Raw genomic sequence first — 15,847 nt, 5'->3', positions numbered from 1 at the left:
TTAAAATACTTGGACTTCCTACTATTGGAAACCCGAAGACCCGTGACGCGGATCTCAGGGCCACCCAGGAGAACTTGACATCGACCAGCTCAGCACTATGTTTAACTTATCCGTTAATTAACAAGGTGCTGAAATGACCACTGACCAGTTGAGCCGGACGTTCTCGGCGCTCGCCGACCCGACCCGGCGCGCCATCCTCGCCCGGCTGTCCGCGGGCGAAGCGACGGTGAACGAGCTCGCCGAGCCGTTCACGATGAGCCTGCCCGCGATCTCACGGCACCTGAAGGTGCTGGAACAGGCCGGGCTGATCACACGTGGCCGCACGCGTCAGTGGCGCCCCTGCCGGCTGGAGGCGAAACCCCTGGAAGACGTCGCCGACTGGGTCGCGACCTACCGCCGGTTCTGGGACGGCGGGTTCGACCGCCTCGAGGAGCACCTGAGGAGCCTGACCGGCGATGCCTGACCTGGAGATCACGCGCGTCTTCGACGCCCCGCGCGAGCTCGTGTTCGCCGCCTGGACGCACCCGGACCACCTGGCGAGCTGGTTCGGTCCGCACGGCTTCACCTGCTCCGCCGTCACCGTCGACCCGCGGCCCGGCGGTCGCTGGCGGGCCTGCATCCGCTCCCCCGAAGGCGAGGACCACTGGATGCACGGCGTCTACCGCGAGGTCAGCGCCCCCGAGCGGCTGGTGTTCACCTTCGCGTGGGAAGCCCAGGGGCTGGAGACGCTCGTGACGATCGGCTTCGCCGGCCTCGACGGCAAGACCGAGATGACCTTCAGCCAGACCGGCTTCCCGTCCACCGCCGAGCGCGACGGCCACCACGACGGCTGGACTTCCAGTTTCGACGACCTGACCGGCTACATCCGAGGAAAGGACGAACGATGACCGCCACCACGCCCCAGATCGTCTCGCCGGAGGAATGGCAGGCCGCGCGCGACGCGCTGCTGGCGAAGGAGAAGGAGCACATGAAGGCGGCCGACCGCCTCGCCGCCGAGCGCCGCCGGCTGCCGATGGTCCGGTTCGACGCGAAGTACCCGTTCGAAAGCGCGGACGGCCCGGTCAGCCTGCTCGACCTGTTCGAGGGCCGCCGCCAGCTGATCGTCTACCACTTCATGCTGCACCCCGGCGACGAGGCGGGCTGCCCCGGCTGTTCCCTGCTCGTCGACAACATGCCGCACCTGGCCCACCTGCACGCCCGCGACGTCACGCTCAAGGTCGTCGCGCCGGCGACCCTGGCGGAGATCGAGCGGTACAAGGCCCGGATGGGCTGGGACGTGCCGTGGGTGTCCGCGCACGGCACGGGGTTCACCGAGGACTGCGGCGTCGGCATGGGGTTCGGCGTGAGCGTGTTCCTGCGCGACGGCGACGACGTCTACCGGACGTACTTCACCAGCGGCCGCGGCGGCGAGATGTTCCTGGCGTCCCACCGCTACCTCGACGTCACCCCGCTCGGGCGTCAGGAGGCGTGGGAAGAAGACAGCCACGGCGACGACGCGCCGAGCTCGTGGTGGCGCCGCCACGACGAGTACTGAGGCTCCCTGGCGTACCGGCCGGCGATCCCGCGCTTCCCCGCGCGCGATCGATCGGCTCGGTGCGTGCCCGGCTCCGGGCACTCTGAGGCGCGGCTGGTGCCTGGGCGGCACCACCCGCTCCCGGGGGCCGTCAGCGGTTCTTGGCCGCCCGCAGTGCGATCCACTGGCGCATCGCGTACTCGACCAGCGTGATCAGCGTCTGCTTCGTCGACTCGCGGTCCCGGGCGTCGCAGCGGACGATCGGGATGTTCGGGTCGATCGACAGGGCCTCGCGCACGTCGTTGATGTCGTGCTCCAGCACGCCGTCGAACGTGTTGACGCCGACGATGTACGGCAGGCCCCGGTCTTCGAAGAAGTCGATCGGGGCGAACGAGTCGGCCAGCCGGCGGGTGTCCGCCAGCACGACCGCGCCGATCGCGCCGCGGACCAGGTCGTCCCACATGAACCAGAACCGCTGCTGCCCGGGCGTGCCGAACAGGTACAGGATGAGGTCCGCGTCCAGCGACACCCGGCCGAAGTCCATCGCGACCGTGGTCGTGGACTTGCCCGGCGTGTGGTCGAGGTTGTCGACCCCGACGCTCGCGTCGGTCATCATCGCCTCGGTGGTGAGCGGCACGATCTCCGACACCGACCCGACGAAGGTCGTCTTCCCCGCACCGAAACCGCCAGCCACCACGATCTTGGCGGATGTCATGGTCGGGGGCGCGGTGTCCCGCGGTGCCTTAAAGCCGACGGAGTCCACTCAAAACCCTTTCCATCAACACCAGATGTGCCTCGGCGCCGTCATTGCCCGTTATCGTCTTGTGCACCGTGACCAGCCCCGCGTCCGCCGCGTCGCTGATCAGCACCCGGGCCACGCCCAAAGGCACCCGCAAGGCCGACACGAGCTCGGCGACCGAACGGGGGGTCCGGCACTCTTCCATGATCGAGATGCACTCGATCTGCTCCGCGGCCACCTCGGGGAAGCCACCCGTGGCAGCGTAGTCCTTCGCGGAGACCAGTGTCTCCAGCTCCAGGGCGTAGTTTGCCCGAGTGCGGCCGCCGGTCAAAGCGTAGGGCCGGACGATCGCCGTCTGATCCTCGGGTGCGAGGGGCTGTTCGAACACCGCGGGCATGACGAACTCGCCGCTGGGCGGGCCCGGGTCGAACAAACCGCCTGGTCTGGGGCTGTCCCCGTCGGTACTGCCGGGGGGCGAGACTAAAGAGGTCATTCGATCTCCTTGGTCGGCCGACGGCGCGGGCGCCGGCGGTTCCGCGGCCGCGTGCGCACCGGCGGCCGGGGGTGGCGGGGACTCCTTGCTCTTCTTGCGCTTCCGGCGGGCACGGCCGGAATCCAGGGTGAACCCGTTGAGGACGTCGGCGAACGTGCCGTCGTCCCCTCTCCCGGGGGGTCGCTGCCCCTCGGGTGGTTCGCCGCCGAATCCGGACCCCGTGCTCATCGCGCCATCATCCCACCGGTTCGCCGATCAGCGACCCGCCCGATCCCTGGAGCTGGGCGCGCAGCTCCGGGGTCAGGATCTGGCCGACCCGGTCGACGAGCATCGTCATTTCGTAGGCGACCTGCCCGATGTCGCAGTTCGGGGCGGCGAGCACGGCCAGGCAGGATCCGTCGCTGATCGACATCAGCACCATGATCCCCAGCTCCATCTCGACGACGGTCTCGTTGACCGCCCCGGCCTCGAAGCACCGGGCGGCGCCCTGGGTGAGGCTGACCAGGCCCGACGCGACCGCCGCGAGCTGGTCGGCCCGATCGAGCGGCAGCCGGTTCGACGCGCTCAGCAGCAGCCCGTCCGCCGAGACGACCACGGCGTGGGCCACGCCGGGCACCCGCTCCGCGAAGTCGTTGATCAGCCAGCCGAACTGATTCTGCGACGGCTGTGCGCTACTCGGCGAGGTCATTCACCCTCCAGTGTCTCGTGGTTGGTCTCGGCCCGCGCGGTGCGGTGGCGTCCGCGCTCGATGCCCTGCTGGAAGCTTCGCAGGCGGCCGCGCACGTCGTGTGCGTCCCGTTGTGGTCGGGGGGCCGTGGCCCCGCTGGGCGGTCCGGCGCTGCCCGGGAGCAGCTGCTCCCCCCGACGGCGCCGGGGCAATCCTGCCGAAGTGAAGGTGGCGGGTGCCGACTGGGACACCGCTTGCACCGCCCGCCAGCCTTCATCGGTACCGAAGTTCCACTCGGCGGTGGCCTCCACGGCGGACTCTTCCAACCGCGGAGCCGGGGCTTCCGCGGCGGCGCCACGGCGGGACGACAGCACCGAGGGCGGCTCAGCGGGACGGCCTGCGGTGCCCGGCCGCGGCTGCCGGTTCGGCAGCGGTCCGGGTTCCTGGCGAGTGGTGGGCTCACCGGACTCCGGCTGGGGGTCGCCCTGCTGCCCGGGCTGCTGGAGGGCGCCAGGCTGCGCCGAACCGTCCGGCTGGAAGGCGGCCGGTTGCCCGGGCTGCTGGAGGGCACCAGGCCGAGCAGCAGGCGCCTGGCCTGATTGCGCCGAACCACCCGGCTGGAAGGCGGCCGGCTGCCCGGGCTGCGCTGCGGGCGCCTGGCCCGGCTGCGCCGAACCATCCCGATGGAAGGCAGCCGGCTGCCCGGGCTGCGCTGCAGGTGCCTGGCCCGATTGCGCCGAACCACCCGGCTGGAAGCCAGCCGACTGCCCGGGCTGCGCTGCAGGTGCCTGGCCCGGCTGCGCCGAACCATCCGGCTGGAAGGCAGCCGGTTGCGGCGCCGCCGGGGCCTGGCGGCTCGGCTGCGGCAGGCCGTTCGGCGGGACCGCGCCGGGATGCTGCGCAGGCGCAGCACCTCGCTGGCCCCGATTCGGCAAGCCGTTCGCCTGGGGACCGGGCGACGGCCGGCGCTGAGTACCCGGCTGGAACGCCGATCCCGGCTGCTGGGCGGCCTCCGGCGAAGCATCCGCCGGGTTCTGCGCGTCCGCTTGGAACGCCGATCCCGGCTGCGAAGCCGCGGGCTGCTGCTGCGCGTCCGCCGGGGTCTGCTGCGCGTCCGGCTGGAACGCCGACCCCGGCTGCTGAGCCGCGGCCTGCTGCCCATCCTGACCGCCCGCTGCCTGCGGGTTCGCTGCCCGCCGGGTCTGCTGACGGCCGCGGGTCACGCCCTGCTGGAAGCTGCTCAACCGCCCGCGCACGTCGGCCGGGTCGCGGACCGGCAAGGGGGCCGGGGCCGGGGCCGCGGGGATCGCCGGTGTCGAGGTCGCGCTGCCCGGCATGAGCTGCTCGCCGCGGCGGCGGCGGGGCAGGCCCGCGTCGGTGAACGCCGTCGGCTCCGCCTTCGTGACCGCCTGGACCGTGCGGAAGTCCTCGTCGCTCGCGAAGTCCCAGCTGCGCGCTTCCCCCGGAGCGGCCGGCTTCTCCGGGGCCGTCTCTTCCTCGGCGTCCGGCTCCGGCTTCTCCGTGACAGTGGCATTGGCGGTGGCCGTGGCCGCCTGCGGCTTCTCGGCGGGCTTGTCCTCGCGGAACCACGCCGACAGCATCTCGTCGAAGATCGGCGTCGTCTCGGAGCGGTCCGGGGCGGGTGTGGGCGGCGCCGGGACTGGCTTCGCGGTCGCCTGCTGCCACCAGTCGCTCAGCGTGGTTTCGTTGGCGGAGAACAGGTCCTTGCCCGCCGGCAGGTCGTCGGACCGCGGCGGGTCCGGCAACGGCAGCACCGCTGGCACCGGCGGCAGCGTCGGCCGCGGCGGCGGGGCCGGGTCGTCCTTCGGCAGCGGCGCGAACAGGTCCGTCCCGGAGATCTCCAGGTCCGACGGCGGACGGACACCGTTGGGCCGGTGGCCGTTCGTCAGCCCGGCGAGGTCGCTCGCCGACGGCCAGCGCTCCTCCCCCATCGCCGGCTGCTCCGGCACCATCGGCCGCGGCCGGGAGTTGCCGTTGACCTGGCGCCGCGGCAGCTGGTTGCCCGCCGGAGGACTCGCCAAGGGCTGCCGCGGCCCGCCGATCGGGCCGGTCAGCGGCCCGTCGGTCACCGCCGTCACCAGCTCCGCCGGGACGACGACCGTGGCGCGGACGCCGACGATGTCCCGGCCGCCGTGCAGCGACACCCCGATCCGGTGCCGGCTGGCCAGCCGGCCGACGACGAACAGGCCCATCCGGCGCGAGGTGGCCAGGTCGACCGACCCGGCTTCGGTCAGCCGGGTGTTCGCCTCGGCGACCTCGGCCTCGTTCATGCCGATGCCCTTGTCGAGGATGTCGATGTTGAGCGAGCCATCCTCGCCCAGCCGCGACGCCACGGTCACGCTGGTCTCCGGCGCGGAGAACGCCGTCGCGTTGTCCAGTAGCTCGGCGACCAGGCGCATCAGGTCGCTCGCGGCGTAGCCGACGATCCGGGCCGGGGGCGGCGACTGGACCTGGACCCGCTGGTACTGCTCGATCTCCGACACCGCGGCGCGGAGCATGTCGGTGGTACCGACCGGCTTGCCGGACCGGCGGCCGGGCTCGGCACCCGAGAGCACCATCAGGTTCTCGTTGTTGCGCCGCATCCGGGTGGCGAGGTGGTCGAGCTGGAACAGCGTGGCGAGCTGGTCGGCGTCCTCCTCGTCGCGCTCCAGCTGCTCGATCAGCTGCAGCTGCCGCTGGACCAGGCTCTGGCTGCGCCGCGACAGGTTGACGAAGACGCTGCCGAAGCCGGTGCGCATCGCGGCCTGCTCGGTCGCCAGCCGCAGCGCCTGGTGGTGCACCTTGTCGAAGGCCCGCGCCACCTCGCCGACCTCGTCCTCGGTCTGCACCGGCACCGGCACGACGGCCGTGCCCTGCATGCGGCCTTCCTGGATGTTGCGGACCGCCTCGGGCAGCGCGGTCTCGGCGACGTCGAGGGCGCTGCGCCGCAGTGCCTTCAGCGAACGCAGCAGCTGCCGGGTGATGAGGAAGACGACCGCGACGGCGAGCACCATCGCGGCGAACAGCAGGACCGCGAGCAGGCCGGCCCCGCTGCTGGCGTCGTCGACCAGCTGCTCCGAGGTGGCCGACGCCGACGCGCCGAGCCGGTCGGCGACCTGGCCGATCTGCGTCCGCATCGCCGCGGACGCGGTGGCCCAGTCGGTCGCCGACAGAGCGCGGAAGGCGTCGTCCACCCCGTTGGCCGGCGCGTTCAGCACGGACTCGACCATCCGGGCCCGGCTCTGTGCCTGCGTGCCCTCGGCGATCGCCGCGAAGTCGCGCTGCAGCGTGTCGCCCGCCGCGGAGCGGAAGTCGACGAGCCGGTCGGCCAGCCGCAGCTCGGCGGCGCGCAGCGTGGCCAGCTCGCTCGGCGACAGCGCGGAGCGGGCGATGCCGTAGGAGACCAGCGCCTGGCTGACCGACACCTGCTCGCCCGCGACGAGCAGCTCGTGCAGCCCGGCGGGCGTGCCGCCGAGGGTGCCGTCGCCCGCGCCCGCGGTGGCCGCGGTGTCGAGGCCGATCAGCGAACCGGTGATCCCGGAGTAGGCGGTGACGGCCTGGGCGGGGTCGAGCTGGCCGCCGTCGACCTGGCGGCGGAGGAAGCCGAGGTTGTTGACCTGCGCGGTGGCCGCGCCGGCGGCCCCGGCCACGCCGGGCTCGATCGCGGACGCGCGGGCCTGCGCCCCGGTGAACGGCCCGACCGCCGCGTCGGTGGCCTTTCGGGCGGCGGCCAGCTCCGGCGTGCCGCCGACGGTGCCCTCGGTCAGCATCGCCGCGGTGACCGTGCGCTCCTGCTGCAGCGCGCCGGTGAGCGCGCGGGTCTGGCCGCCGAGCGTGACGAGCCGGTCGAGCCGCTGGTACTCGTCCGAGCGGCCGACCTGGCCGGCGATCGTCGTGATGCCCAGGACCAGCGCGAGCACGATGGGCACGACGGTGACGGCCGAAAGCTTGACGGGCAGGCTCCAGTCGCGCCAGCGCACGAGGGCGCGCCAGGCGTCCTTTCCCTTGGACCGCCGGGGTGCTCGGCCGAGCAGCTCCCCCACGGGCACCTGACCTTCTCCTGCAACGGTCACGTGAGTGACTCCCTGTCCGGCGTCATGGATCCGCGTCGGCGGCGCGGCGTCCCGGCTCGCGGCGTGCCGCCGGACGGTCGTGCCGCCCGCGCCCTGCCGCGTCCCCGGTGCCCTCGCTCGTCCCCGGCCTCCCGGCCGACCGCGCGCCCGTCGCCGGGCAGGCACCATCCCGCCGTCCCGTGCAAGGGACTGTGCACGTGCACGGCGCAAGTTGCGATCTGCACGGTCGTCGAGATCAACTTAATCGGTGCCAATCGATCGCTGCGGTCAGCTGGGCCAAAGAATCGTACCCCTGGCGCCCGGACGGTCAATTTTGTTCCCCACTCGGGTGCTGACCTGCGAAAAGGGCTTTCCGGGCCGAGAACCACCCCCGGTATTCGACCCCACAACCCCCCGAAGAGGGAATTCCGGTTACCGGATGCGCCTCACCCAGGCATCCGGACGTCACCCGATTAGCCCATGCGGGGCAGCATAGTACTTCGGACGATCTACACTCAGTACCCCCATCGAGTGGGTCAAGTCTCAAGATGTGCCCGATGTTGTGGCGTTGCACCCTACCGGGCCACGACCTGGTGATTCCGTTCGCGACCGCCTGCTGACCAGTGGATCTTCGCCGCCGCGCCCGCAACCGGGCGACACTCTCCGGCGCTACGGCAGCCACTTCTACTACACCGAGTAACCAGCGGCAACTGCCCTCCGCCGGGATTACCCCGTTCGCCGCAGCCTGCGCCGGATGCGACAACGTCGCGTCACAATTCTTTTCATCATTACGGGTGATCTGCCCGTGATCTTGTAGCGGTGGCCGATTCGACGCTTTCGACAGGAAATCGAATACCACACCTTCCGCCCGCACGGGGCCAACCGGCCGCTGTCGATGTCCGCCGGACGGCCTAGTTACGATGTGCGCCTCGCAGTCCGCAAGGGCGGCCCGGCACCCCTGCTCGCAGGCGCCCGGAGCCCCGCCGCCACGGAGGCACTCTGCCGGAGGCACCCATGTACGACGTCGCGCGTCCCGCGGCGGGCAACCCCCTCGAAGAGACCGGCCAGATGCCGGCCCTGTTCACCGGGGACCGCCCGTCCGGCGCACAGCACCGCCGGCCCGTTCCCCGCTCGGGTCCCGACTACCCCGCGATCCAGGCCAGCCGCGAGTTCGTCTCGCTGCGGCGGCGGTTCCGGGCCTTCGTCTTCCCGATGAGCCTCGCCTTCTTCGCCTGGTACATGACCTACGTGCTGCTGGCCGCCTACGCGCACGACTTCATGAGCACCAAGGTGTTCGGCCAGGTCAACGTCGGCATCCTGCTCGGCATCGGCCAGTTCGCCAGCACCGCGCTGGTCACCTGGCTCTACCTGCGCTACGCGCGCCGCCACGTCGACCCGCGCGTGGCCGAGCTGCGGGCCCGCGCGGGCCTGACCGAAGGGACCCGCCGATGACCGCGCTCGCCGCCGAAGGCACGCCCGCCAGCAACCCGCTGGTCAACACCGTCGTGTTCGCCCTGTTCGTGGCGATCACGCTCTACGTCGTCTACCGGGCCAGCAGCCGGAACTCCTCGACGTCCGACTACTACGCCGCGGGCAGCGCGTTCACCGGCCGCCAGAACGGCATCGCGCTCTCCGGCGACTTCTTGTCGGCGGCGTCGTTCCTCGGCATCGCCGGCGCGATCGCGATGCACGGCTACGACGGCTTCCTCTACTCGATCGGCTTCCTCGTCGCCTGGCTGGTCGACCTGCTGCTGATCGCCGAGCTGCTGCGCAACACCGGCCGCTTCACGATGGGCGACGTCCTGAGCTTCCGGATGAAGCAGCGCCCGGTCCGCGCGGCGGCGGCGACGTCGACGCTGGTGATCTCGTTCTTCTACATGCTGGCGCAGATGGCCGGCGCCGGCGGCCTGGTGGCGTTGCTGCTGAACGTCCACTCCAAGCTCGGCCAGGCGCTGGTGATCGGCGTCGTCGGCCTGGTCATGGTGCTGTACGTGCTGGTCGGCGGGATGAAGGGCACCACGTGGGTGCAGATCATCAAGGCGACCATCCTGCTGCTGTGCGGCGCGCTGCTCACGGTGTTCCTGTTCGGCAAGTTCGGGTTCTCGTTCTCGAACCTGCTCTCCTCGGCCGCCGAGAACAGCCCGCTCGGCGACAAGCTCCTCGAGCCGGGCGGCTCGTACGGCAAGAACAGCACCACCAAGCTCGACTTCGTGTCGCTGGCACTGGCGCTGGTGCTCGGCGCGGCGGCGTTGCCGCACGTGCTGATGCGCTTCTACACGGTGCCGAACTCGCGCGAAGCCCGCCGCTCGGTGGTCTGGGCGACGGCGTGCATGTTCCTGTTCTACCTGTGCACGCTGGTCATCGGCTTCGGCGCGGCCGCGCTCGTCGGCGCGGACGAGATCAAGGCCGCCCCCGGCGGGGAGAACTCGGCGGCGCCGCTGCTGGCCCTGCACGTCGGCGGGACGCTGCTGCTGGGCATCATCGCCGCGGTGGCGTTCGCGACGATCCTCGCGGTCGTGGCCGGGTTGACCATCACCGCGTCGGCGTCCTTCGCCCACGACGTCTACGCCAACATCTTCAAGCGGGGCAAGGCGGAGCCGGCGGACGAGGTCCGGGTGGCGCGGCTGACCGCGATCGCGGTCGGGGCGCTGGCCATCGTCGGCGGCGTCCTGGCGAACGGGCAGAACATCGCGTTCCTCGTCGCCCTGGCGTTCGCGGTGGCGGCGTCGGCGAACCTGTCGACGCTGCTGTACTCGCTGTTCTGGAAGCGGTTCAACACGACCGGCACGCTGTGGGGCATCTACGGCGGCCTGGCCGCGAGCCTCGTGCTGGTGCTCTTCTCGCCGGTCGTCTCGGGCGCCCCGGACGCGATCTTCAAGAGCATCGACTTCGCCTGGTTCCCGCTCAAGAACCCGGGCCTGGTGTCGATCCCGTTCTCGTTCCTCTGCGGGTTCGTCGGCACCCTCTTCGGCAAGCCGAAGGCGGACGCCGAAAAGCAGGCCGAGATGGAGGTCCGGTCCCTCACCGGGATCGGCAGCTGATCCCCTCAGGCGGCCTGCGTCACGCGCGCAGGCCGTCCAGGATCACGTCCAGCACGCGTTTCCCGTCTTCCGGGCTGCAGTTGCGCACGGCCATGCCGGCGCCGTGGCCCAGCCGCAGGACGTCCGCGCCGACCACGTCCGGCCGGACCAGCCCGGCCTCCTGCGCCGCTTCGACGAGCACTCCCGTCGCCTCGCGCAGCCGTTTCTGGCAGTACTGGAAGGTCTCCGAGCCGGAGTCGATGGACTCCTTGAGGATCGTCGCGAGCTTGTGCCGCTCGACGACCCAGGTGACCTGCGCGCGCAGCCACCCTTCGAGGGCTTCCCACGGCGGCAGCTCGTCGTGCAGCTCGAACGCGCGGTCGGCGAGCACGGCGATCTCGTCGCGGTAGACCGCTTCGAACAGCTTCTCGCGGGTCGGGAAGTGCCGGTAGAGCGTGCCCGCTCCGACGCCCGCCTTCTTGGCGACGTCGTCGAGCGGCACGTCGGCGCCGTGCGCGGTGAAGAGCTCGTTCGCCGTCGCGACGATGCGCTCGTAGTTGCGCCGCGCGTCCGCGCGCATCGGACGCCCCGTGTCCGGCATCCCGGCCTCCTCGCCACGTAACCGGAGAGATTCTCCGAATTAACTTGCGCATCCGGAGACAGTCTCCATATTATCGGATCGCACCCAAGTGGAGAACATCTCCGCTTCTTCTCTTACTCCTCGGGGGAGTATCCCTTGTCCCAGCAAACGATCCATCGTGCGGTCGAGCCTGCCCCGGCCCGCCGCAGCGGGCTGATCCTCGCGATCATCCTGACCTGCCAGCTCATGCTCATCCTCGACGCGACCGTGATGAACGTCGCGCTCCCGCGCATCCAGGCCGACCTGGGGTTTTCGGCCACCGGCCTGTCGTGGGTGATGACGGCCTACAGCCTGGTCTTCGGCGGCCTCCTGCTGCTCGGCGGGCGCGCCGGCGACCTCTTCGGCCGGCGCCGGATGTTCGTCGCGGGTACCGCCCTGTTCACCCTCGCGTCGCTGGCCGGCGGCCTCGCCGGCTCGGCCACGCTGCTCATCGCCGCCCGCGTCCTGCAGGGCGTCGGCGCCGCCATGGCCGGGCCGAGCACCCTGGCCCTGGTCACGACCACGTTCTCCGAGACCAAGGCCCGCGTCCGGGCGCTGGCGCTGTTCTCCGCCATGTCCAGCGGCGGGTTCGCGATCGGCCTGATCGTCGGCGGCCTGCTCACCGAGTGGATCTCGTGGCGCGCGGCGCTGTTCATCAACGTCCCGTTCGGCCTGGCGATCGTGCTGCTCGCGCCGCGGTTCGTGCCGGAACCCCAGCGGCGGCGCGCGCACCTCGACCTGCCCGGCGCGATCACCGGCACCTTGGGCGTCGGCTCGCTCGTGTTCGCCTTCACCCACGCGGCGTCCGACGGCTGGGGCAACCCCGTGACGATCGGCGCGCTCGCCGGCGGCCTGGCGCTGCTGGCCGCGTTCGTCGCGATCGAGGCCCGCACCGCGATGCCGCTGGTCCCGCTCCGGCTGTTCGCCGACCGCAACCGCAGCGCGGCCTACGTCAGCTTCTTCCTCGGCCCGATGGCCATGATGTCGATGTTCTTCTTCCTCACCCAGTTCATGCAGGACATCCGGCACTTCGCCGCGCTGGCCACCGGGTTCGCGTTCCTGCCGATGGCGGTGCTGATCTTCACGATGAGCCGGCTCGTGCCGCGGCTGCTCCCGCGCTACGGCCCGAAGCCGCTGGCGATCACGGGGTCGCTGCTCATGGTCTCCGGCGTCGTCTGGCTCGCCCAGCTCACGACGGAAAGCACGTACTTCCCGGCGTTGTTCGGGCCGCTGCTGCTCATGGGGCTCGGCGGCGGGCTGGCGTTCGCGCCGCTCAACGTGATCGTGATGGCGACCGTGCCGAACGAGGACGCGGGCGCGGCGGGCGGCGTGCTGCAGACGATGCAGCAGGTCGGCAGCACGCTGGGGCTGGCCGTGCTGGTCACGGTGTTCGGTGCGGTGACCCGTTCGGCGGGCACGACCGGAGCTCAGCTCACGGTCGACGGCATGACCGCCGCGTTCGCCACCGCCGCCGGGTTCGCGGCGTGCACGTTCCTGGTGGCGCTGACGTTCCGGCGGGTTACAGCTTCTGCCCGGCCTTGACCTTGTGCGTCACCCGGCGCTCGACGAGGAACGAGACGAACGGGACGCAGCCGGCCAGCAGCACGAGCACGGTGCCCTTGATCGACCAGCGGGCCTTGATCGCCAGGTCGATGGTCAGCACCAGGTAGATCATGTACAGCACGCCGTGGATCGGCGAGTAGACCGCCGACGGCGTGGGGTTGTCGAAGCCGTACCGCAGCACCATCACGAAGCAGAGGCCGAGCAGGCCGACGCCGGTGACGTAGGCGGCGGTGCGGAACCGGACCAGGGGGCCGGTGAGCGGCACCGCGGTCTGGGCGGCACCTTCGGTGCTGGTGGTCATCGGGACGTCCTCACTCTGCGGCCTGCTGGTCGCGGGCGTTCAGCTCGCGCAGGTAACGGTTGTACGCGGCCAGCTCCTCGTCCTCGTCCTGAACCGCCTTCACGGCGTCGGGGCGGAGACGAGGGGCGGGCACCTCGGGCTGTTCGCGCACGGGCTCTTCGGGCTGGGCTTCGGCCTTGTGCTTCAGCTGGCGGATGCGCCAGAACATGAAGGCCGGGAAGAGCCCGAAGAGCGGCCACTGCAGGACGTAGCCGAGGTTCTGGAAGGTGCCGTTCGCCGAGGTGAAGCGGTCCCACTGCCACCAGGCGAGCCCGCAGCAGACGAGCAGGCTCACCAGGCACGTCGCGACGATCGCGATCCGGCGTCCCCAGGGGGAAGCGGCCGGCGGAGGAGAAGCTGGCACGGGATCGACGCTAGCACTGGCCCGCTGAGGGCCGGCGGCCGAGTGTGATCCGCGTGGCCCGGCTCTCAGCCCAGGTCGGCGGCCCTTTACCGGCCGGTGGGCTCAGCCTTGCTTGCGCACCGACTGGGCCGCCTGCGCTCGGTGTACCACTGGACTTTCCCTCGACCGCCCTCGCCGGCCGGGTGCCGGGTGACTGTCGGCAAACGTCTTGAATGAGTCATTCAGGACCTCGCAAGACCTGAATGACTCATTCAAGACATCGCTGGAGCGGCCACCAACCCGCGCCGCCGAAGACATTCGCCGGGAATCCGACCTTGCCGCGCCGCTACTCGGGAAGGGCGGGGCTGCGGCCAGGCTCGTCAGCCTTGCTTGCGCACCGACTGGGCGCCCTTGGCGTACCCGTCCGCCAAGCCGAACACCTTCTGCGCGTACTCCGTCGAGTTGTTGTACGACAGGATCCCGGCCCACCACCCGCTCGGGCCGGCCATGTCGCGCCCGCCCGCGCACAGGTAGCGCGCCGCCGCCAACGCCGCGTCGTCGATCTGCTGGGGGTCGCCGAGGCCGTCGCCGTTGCCGTCGGATGCCCACTTGCGCCACGTGCTCGGGATGAACTGCATCGGCCCGACCGCCCGGTCGACCCCCGCGTCGCCGTCGTAGCGGCCGCCGTCGGTGTCGCCGATCGCCTGGACGCCCGCCGAACCGTCGAGCGGGACGCCGATGATCGGCTTGGACGGGCGGCCGTCCGCGCCCAGCACCGCGCCCGCGTACTGGCCGTGGTTGGACTCGATGCGGCCGATGCCGGCGAGCGTCGCCCACGAGATCTGACACTTCGGCTGGTCGGCGCGCATCGCCAGCTCGGCGTTGCCGTAGGCCTGCAGTGCCCGCGCCGGAACGCCGGTCGCCCCGGCGACCTGGCTCGCCCACTGCGACAGCGTCGCCGGGCCCGTGCTGCGGGCCTGCTGGGGAGAAGTCTGCTGCTCGGCCCCGCCCGCGACGGCACCGCCGGCCGGTGCGACCGACCCCGGGCGGACGTCGGCCGCCTTGACCTGCAGGGCGGGGATTTCGGTGGTGAGCGGGCTCGCCTCCGGCGTCGACGCGCGGGTGACGAGCCAGATCCCGCCGCCGGCCACGGCCAGCACGGCGAGGACCACGATCAGCCGGGTGAGCACCGCGACACTTGCGGAGCGCGGCGCCGGTGCCGGTTCGGCGGGGGCGGCTTCCTCGACGCTCACGTCGATGGGGTCGTCCTCGTTCTTTCCGGTCCTGGTGCGCACGAAACTCCGGTCCTCCAGCGTGGTGTCGACGAAGTGTCAACGAGCCCGCGCAGGTTAGCGTTACGCGGGTCGTCCCGATCGTCTCACCACACCGGTTCACCCGGCCGAGTGGAAAGCGTCTCGTCAGGCGGACTTCTGCTGCCGCGCGAGGCGCGCGACGCACCAGGCCGGGGCACTGCCGCGGCGGAGGTGCTGCAGAACGGTCATCGGCCCGAGCCGGCGGCTCAGGTCGGACGGCGCGAGCCCGGCCGCCCGGTAGTCGAGGGCCCGCTGGTCGAGCGGGCTGAGTCCGGCGTCCCACCACTCCTCGGCCTCGGCGACGCCGCCGACCATCTGCCACCAACCCGCGGCGGCCGTGAGAAGCTCTTCGGGCACCTCCGGGAGGCGGCGGCGCATGGCGTCGAGGTAGCCGGGGTCGGCCGACTCGACCGGGACGAACCGCGACTGCCCGGTCCGAGCACGCTGGCCGGGAATGCCCGGGGCCTGCGGCGGAGCGTCGGCCAGCCACGCGGACGCGATGCGGTCGACCTCCTGCTCTTCGGGGGTCTGCTCGCGCTCCGCGGCCCATTGCCGGATCAGCGCGTCCACTCCGGGATCTCCGGTCATCCCTGCCTCCTTGTAGGTCCCCGACGGACAGGCCCTGACACCTGTCCCACGCGGTGGTGCCGCACGCACCAACCTGCACCTTGCTGAGTGGAAACTGCCTGCGTACCGGGGTTCTCCGGGGGGATGGCGAACCACCCGATCACGCAATGTGAGCACCGTAGGGCCGGGGTGGTCTCCTTCGCCAGACCCCGGCAGGCATGAATTCGCCGACCTGCGCGTTTTCGACCGCAATCCACCCGGATGGTCGAGCGTTCGGTCCGAAATCCGAGATTCGTGACACTCAGTGATTTACCGTCCGCTAACACACAGGGTGACAGCCGGCCGCCGCCCGTTGCGGTGCCGGTCAGAGCGTTTCCGGTGGTCAGGAGAAGAGCGAGCGGAAGAACGTCACGATCGCTTCGGCGCCGTCCTTGAGCCAGCCGAGGACGCGGTGCACGAAGTCGGCGGACTGGGTGGGCTGGGTGATCAGGAAGAAGAGCACGAGCGCGACGACACCGACGATGAGAACTTTCTTCATGCCGCTCGACATGTGCTTCCTCCCCGGCTCGCCGTCCCCGTCCTGGGAGTGGCCACGCCAATACTCTAGGGAAGGCGTGG

16 protein-coding genes are annotated in these 15,847 nt (G+C 71.3%); 6 read left to right on the top strand and 10 right to left on the bottom strand.

The genetic code is table 11. The features are described 5' to 3' along the window. The first annotated feature begins 133 nt into the window (after positions 1–133). Genes QQ657_RS06905 through QQ657_RS06895 form a run of 3 tightly spaced genes read left to right on the top strand, consistent with a single transcriptional unit; the run spans position 134 to position 1,534 of the window. Positions 134–463, top strand: coding sequence for an ArsR/SmtB family transcription factor (locus tag QQ657_RS06905; RefSeq protein ID WP_284741214.1), 330 nt, complete (start codon positions 134–136; stop codon positions 461–463). Next, on the top strand, positions 456–887 hold the full coding sequence (locus QQ657_RS06900; RefSeq protein ID WP_284741213.1) for an SRPBCC family protein: 432 nt from the start codon (positions 456–458) through the stop codon (positions 885–887). The genes QQ657_RS06905 and QQ657_RS06900 overlap by 8 nt, the downstream gene beginning before the upstream one ends. Further along, complete coding sequence (locus QQ657_RS06895; RefSeq protein ID WP_284741212.1) at positions 884–1,534, top strand: DUF899 domain-containing protein; 651 nt, start codon at positions 884–886, stop codon at positions 1,532–1,534. The genes QQ657_RS06900 and QQ657_RS06895 overlap by 4 nt, the downstream gene beginning before the upstream one ends. A 130-nt stretch (positions 1,535–1,664) precedes the next feature. Here the strand turns inward: QQ657_RS06895 and QQ657_RS06890 are convergent, their stop codons facing one another. Genes QQ657_RS06890 through QQ657_RS06875 form a run of 4 tightly spaced genes read right to left on the bottom strand, consistent with a single transcriptional unit; the run spans position 1,665 to position 7,461 of the window. After that, positions 1,665–2,228 carry a GTP-binding protein gene (locus tag QQ657_RS06890; protein WP_284741211.1) on the bottom strand — a complete coding sequence of 188 codons (564 nt, stop codon included), beginning with the start codon at positions 2,226–2,228 and terminating at the stop codon, positions 1,665–1,667. Positions 2,229–2,256: 28 nt separating this feature from the next. Continuing rightward, positions 2,257–2,973 carry a DUF742 domain-containing protein gene (locus QQ657_RS06885; RefSeq protein ID WP_284741210.1) on the bottom strand — a complete coding sequence of 239 codons (717 nt, stop codon included), beginning with the start codon at positions 2,971–2,973 and terminating at the stop codon, positions 2,257–2,259. Positions 2,974–2,980: 7 nt separating this feature from the next. Then, positions 2,981–3,433 (bottom strand): roadblock/LC7 domain-containing protein, encoded by a 453-nt coding sequence (locus QQ657_RS06880; protein ID WP_284741209.1) that lies wholly within the window; start codon positions 3,431–3,433, stop codon positions 2,981–2,983. Then, positions 3,430–7,461, bottom strand: a complete 4,032-nt coding sequence (locus QQ657_RS06875; RefSeq protein ID WP_284741295.1) for a sensor histidine kinase — start codon at positions 7,459–7,461, stop codon at positions 3,430–3,432. Before QQ657_RS06875 ends, QQ657_RS06880 begins: the two co-directional genes overlap by 4 nt. Before the next feature lie 1,017 nt (positions 7,462–8,478). Here QQ657_RS06875 and QQ657_RS06870 point away from each other — a divergent pair. Both QQ657_RS06870 and QQ657_RS06865 read left to right on the top strand, forming a co-directional pair. Further along, positions 8,479–8,916, top strand: coding sequence for a DUF485 domain-containing protein (locus QQ657_RS06870; RefSeq protein ID WP_284741208.1), 438 nt, complete (start codon positions 8,479–8,481; stop codon positions 8,914–8,916). Next, positions 8,913–10,505 (top strand): monocarboxylic acid transporter, encoded by a 1,593-nt coding sequence (locus tag QQ657_RS06865; RefSeq protein WP_284741207.1) that lies wholly within the window; start codon positions 8,913–8,915, stop codon positions 10,503–10,505. Before QQ657_RS06870 ends, QQ657_RS06865 begins: the two co-directional genes overlap by 4 nt. 19 nt (positions 10,506–10,524) lie before the next feature. Here the strand turns inward: QQ657_RS06865 and QQ657_RS06860 are convergent, their stop codons facing one another. Further along, on the bottom strand, positions 10,525–11,085 hold the full coding sequence (locus tag QQ657_RS06860; RefSeq protein ID WP_284741206.1) for a TetR/AcrR family transcriptional regulator: 561 nt from the start codon (positions 11,083–11,085) through the stop codon (positions 10,525–10,527). 135 nt (positions 11,086–11,220) lie between these two features. On the opposite strand from QQ657_RS06860, the gene QQ657_RS06855 reads away from it, so the two are divergent. After that, positions 11,221–12,645, top strand: a complete 1,425-nt coding sequence (locus tag QQ657_RS06855; protein ID WP_284741205.1) for an MFS transporter — start codon at positions 11,221–11,223, stop codon at positions 12,643–12,645. Here the strand turns inward: QQ657_RS06855 and QQ657_RS06850 are convergent. The 5 genes from QQ657_RS06850 to QQ657_RS06830 form a co-directional block, all read right to left on the bottom strand. Further along, a complete protein-coding gene (locus tag QQ657_RS06850; protein ID WP_284741204.1) occupies positions 12,623–12,967 on the bottom strand; it encodes a DUF3817 domain-containing protein in 345 nt (114 codons plus the stop codon). The two genes, QQ657_RS06855 and QQ657_RS06850, sit on opposite strands and share 23 nt — an antisense overlap. 10 nt (positions 12,968–12,977) lie before the next feature. After that, on the bottom strand, positions 12,978–13,370 hold the full coding sequence (locus QQ657_RS06845; RefSeq protein WP_434056722.1) for a hypothetical protein: 393 nt from the start codon (positions 13,368–13,370) through the stop codon (positions 12,978–12,980). A 359-nt stretch (positions 13,371–13,729) separates the two neighbouring features. Beyond that, positions 13,730–14,644 carry a lytic transglycosylase domain-containing protein gene (locus QQ657_RS06840; protein WP_284741203.1) on the bottom strand — a complete coding sequence of 305 codons (915 nt, stop codon included), beginning with the start codon at positions 14,642–14,644 and terminating at the stop codon, positions 13,730–13,732. Positions 14,645–14,767: 123 nt separating this feature from the next. After that, positions 14,768–15,250 carry a helix-turn-helix transcriptional regulator gene (locus QQ657_RS06835; protein WP_284741202.1) on the bottom strand — a complete coding sequence of 161 codons (483 nt, stop codon included), beginning with the start codon at positions 15,248–15,250 and terminating at the stop codon, positions 14,768–14,770. 361 nt (positions 15,251–15,611) lie between these two features. Next, a complete protein-coding gene (locus QQ657_RS06830) occupies positions 15,612–15,779 on the bottom strand; it encodes a hypothetical protein (protein WP_196425248.1) in 168 nt (55 codons plus the stop codon). Between the last annotated feature and the right edge of the window lie 68 nt (positions 15,780–15,847).

Source organism: Amycolatopsis ponsaeliensis, assembly GCF_030182635.1.
GTDB classification, from domain to species: domain Bacteria; phylum Actinomycetota; class Actinomycetes; order Mycobacteriales; family Pseudonocardiaceae; genus Amycolatopsis; species Amycolatopsis ponsaeliensis.
Note: the sequence above shows the minus strand (reverse complement) of the source record. Positions and strands in the feature narration are given on the sequence as shown.

What these genes read in the sequence shown, in the direction of transcription:
- QQ657_RS06860 (WP_284741206.1), bottom strand. Translation starts at nt 11,085, where the DNA reads ATGCCGGACACGGGGCGTCCGATGCGCGCGGACGCGCGGCGCAACTAC.
- QQ657_RS06905 (WP_284741214.1), top strand. Translation starts at nt 134, where the DNA reads ATGACCACTGACCAGTTGAGCCGGACGTTCTCGGCGCTCGCCGACCCG.
- QQ657_RS06895 (WP_284741212.1), top strand. Translation starts at nt 884, where the DNA reads ATGACCGCCACCACGCCCCAGATCGTCTCGCCGGAGGAATGGCAGGCC.
- QQ657_RS06865 (WP_284741207.1), top strand. Translation starts at nt 8,913, where the DNA reads ATGACCGCGCTCGCCGCCGAAGGCACGCCCGCCAGCAACCCGCTGGTC.
- QQ657_RS06890 (WP_284741211.1), bottom strand. Translation starts at nt 2,228, where the DNA reads ATGACATCCGCCAAGATCGTGGTGGCTGGCGGTTTCGGTGCGGGGAAG.
- QQ657_RS06850 (WP_284741204.1), bottom strand. Translation starts at nt 12,967, where the DNA reads ATGACCACCAGCACCGAAGGTGCCGCCCAGACCGCGGTGCCGCTCACC.
- QQ657_RS06830 (WP_196425248.1), bottom strand. Translation starts at nt 15,779, where the DNA reads ATGTCGAGCGGCATGAAGAAAGTTCTCATCGTCGGTGTCGTCGCGCTC.
- QQ657_RS06835 (WP_284741202.1), bottom strand. Translation starts at nt 15,250, where the DNA reads ATGACCGGAGATCCCGGAGTGGACGCGCTGATCCGGCAATGGGCCGCG.
- QQ657_RS06885 (WP_284741210.1), bottom strand. Translation starts at nt 2,973, where the DNA reads ATGAGCACGGGGTCCGGATTCGGCGGCGAACCACCCGAGGGGCAGCGA.
- QQ657_RS06870 (WP_284741208.1), top strand. Translation starts at nt 8,479, where the DNA reads ATGTACGACGTCGCGCGTCCCGCGGCGGGCAACCCCCTCGAAGAGACC.
- QQ657_RS06900 (WP_284741213.1), top strand. Translation starts at nt 456, where the DNA reads ATGCCTGACCTGGAGATCACGCGCGTCTTCGACGCCCCGCGCGAGCTC.
- QQ657_RS06880 (WP_284741209.1), bottom strand. Translation starts at nt 3,433, where the DNA reads ATGACCTCGCCGAGTAGCGCACAGCCGTCGCAGAATCAGTTCGGCTGG.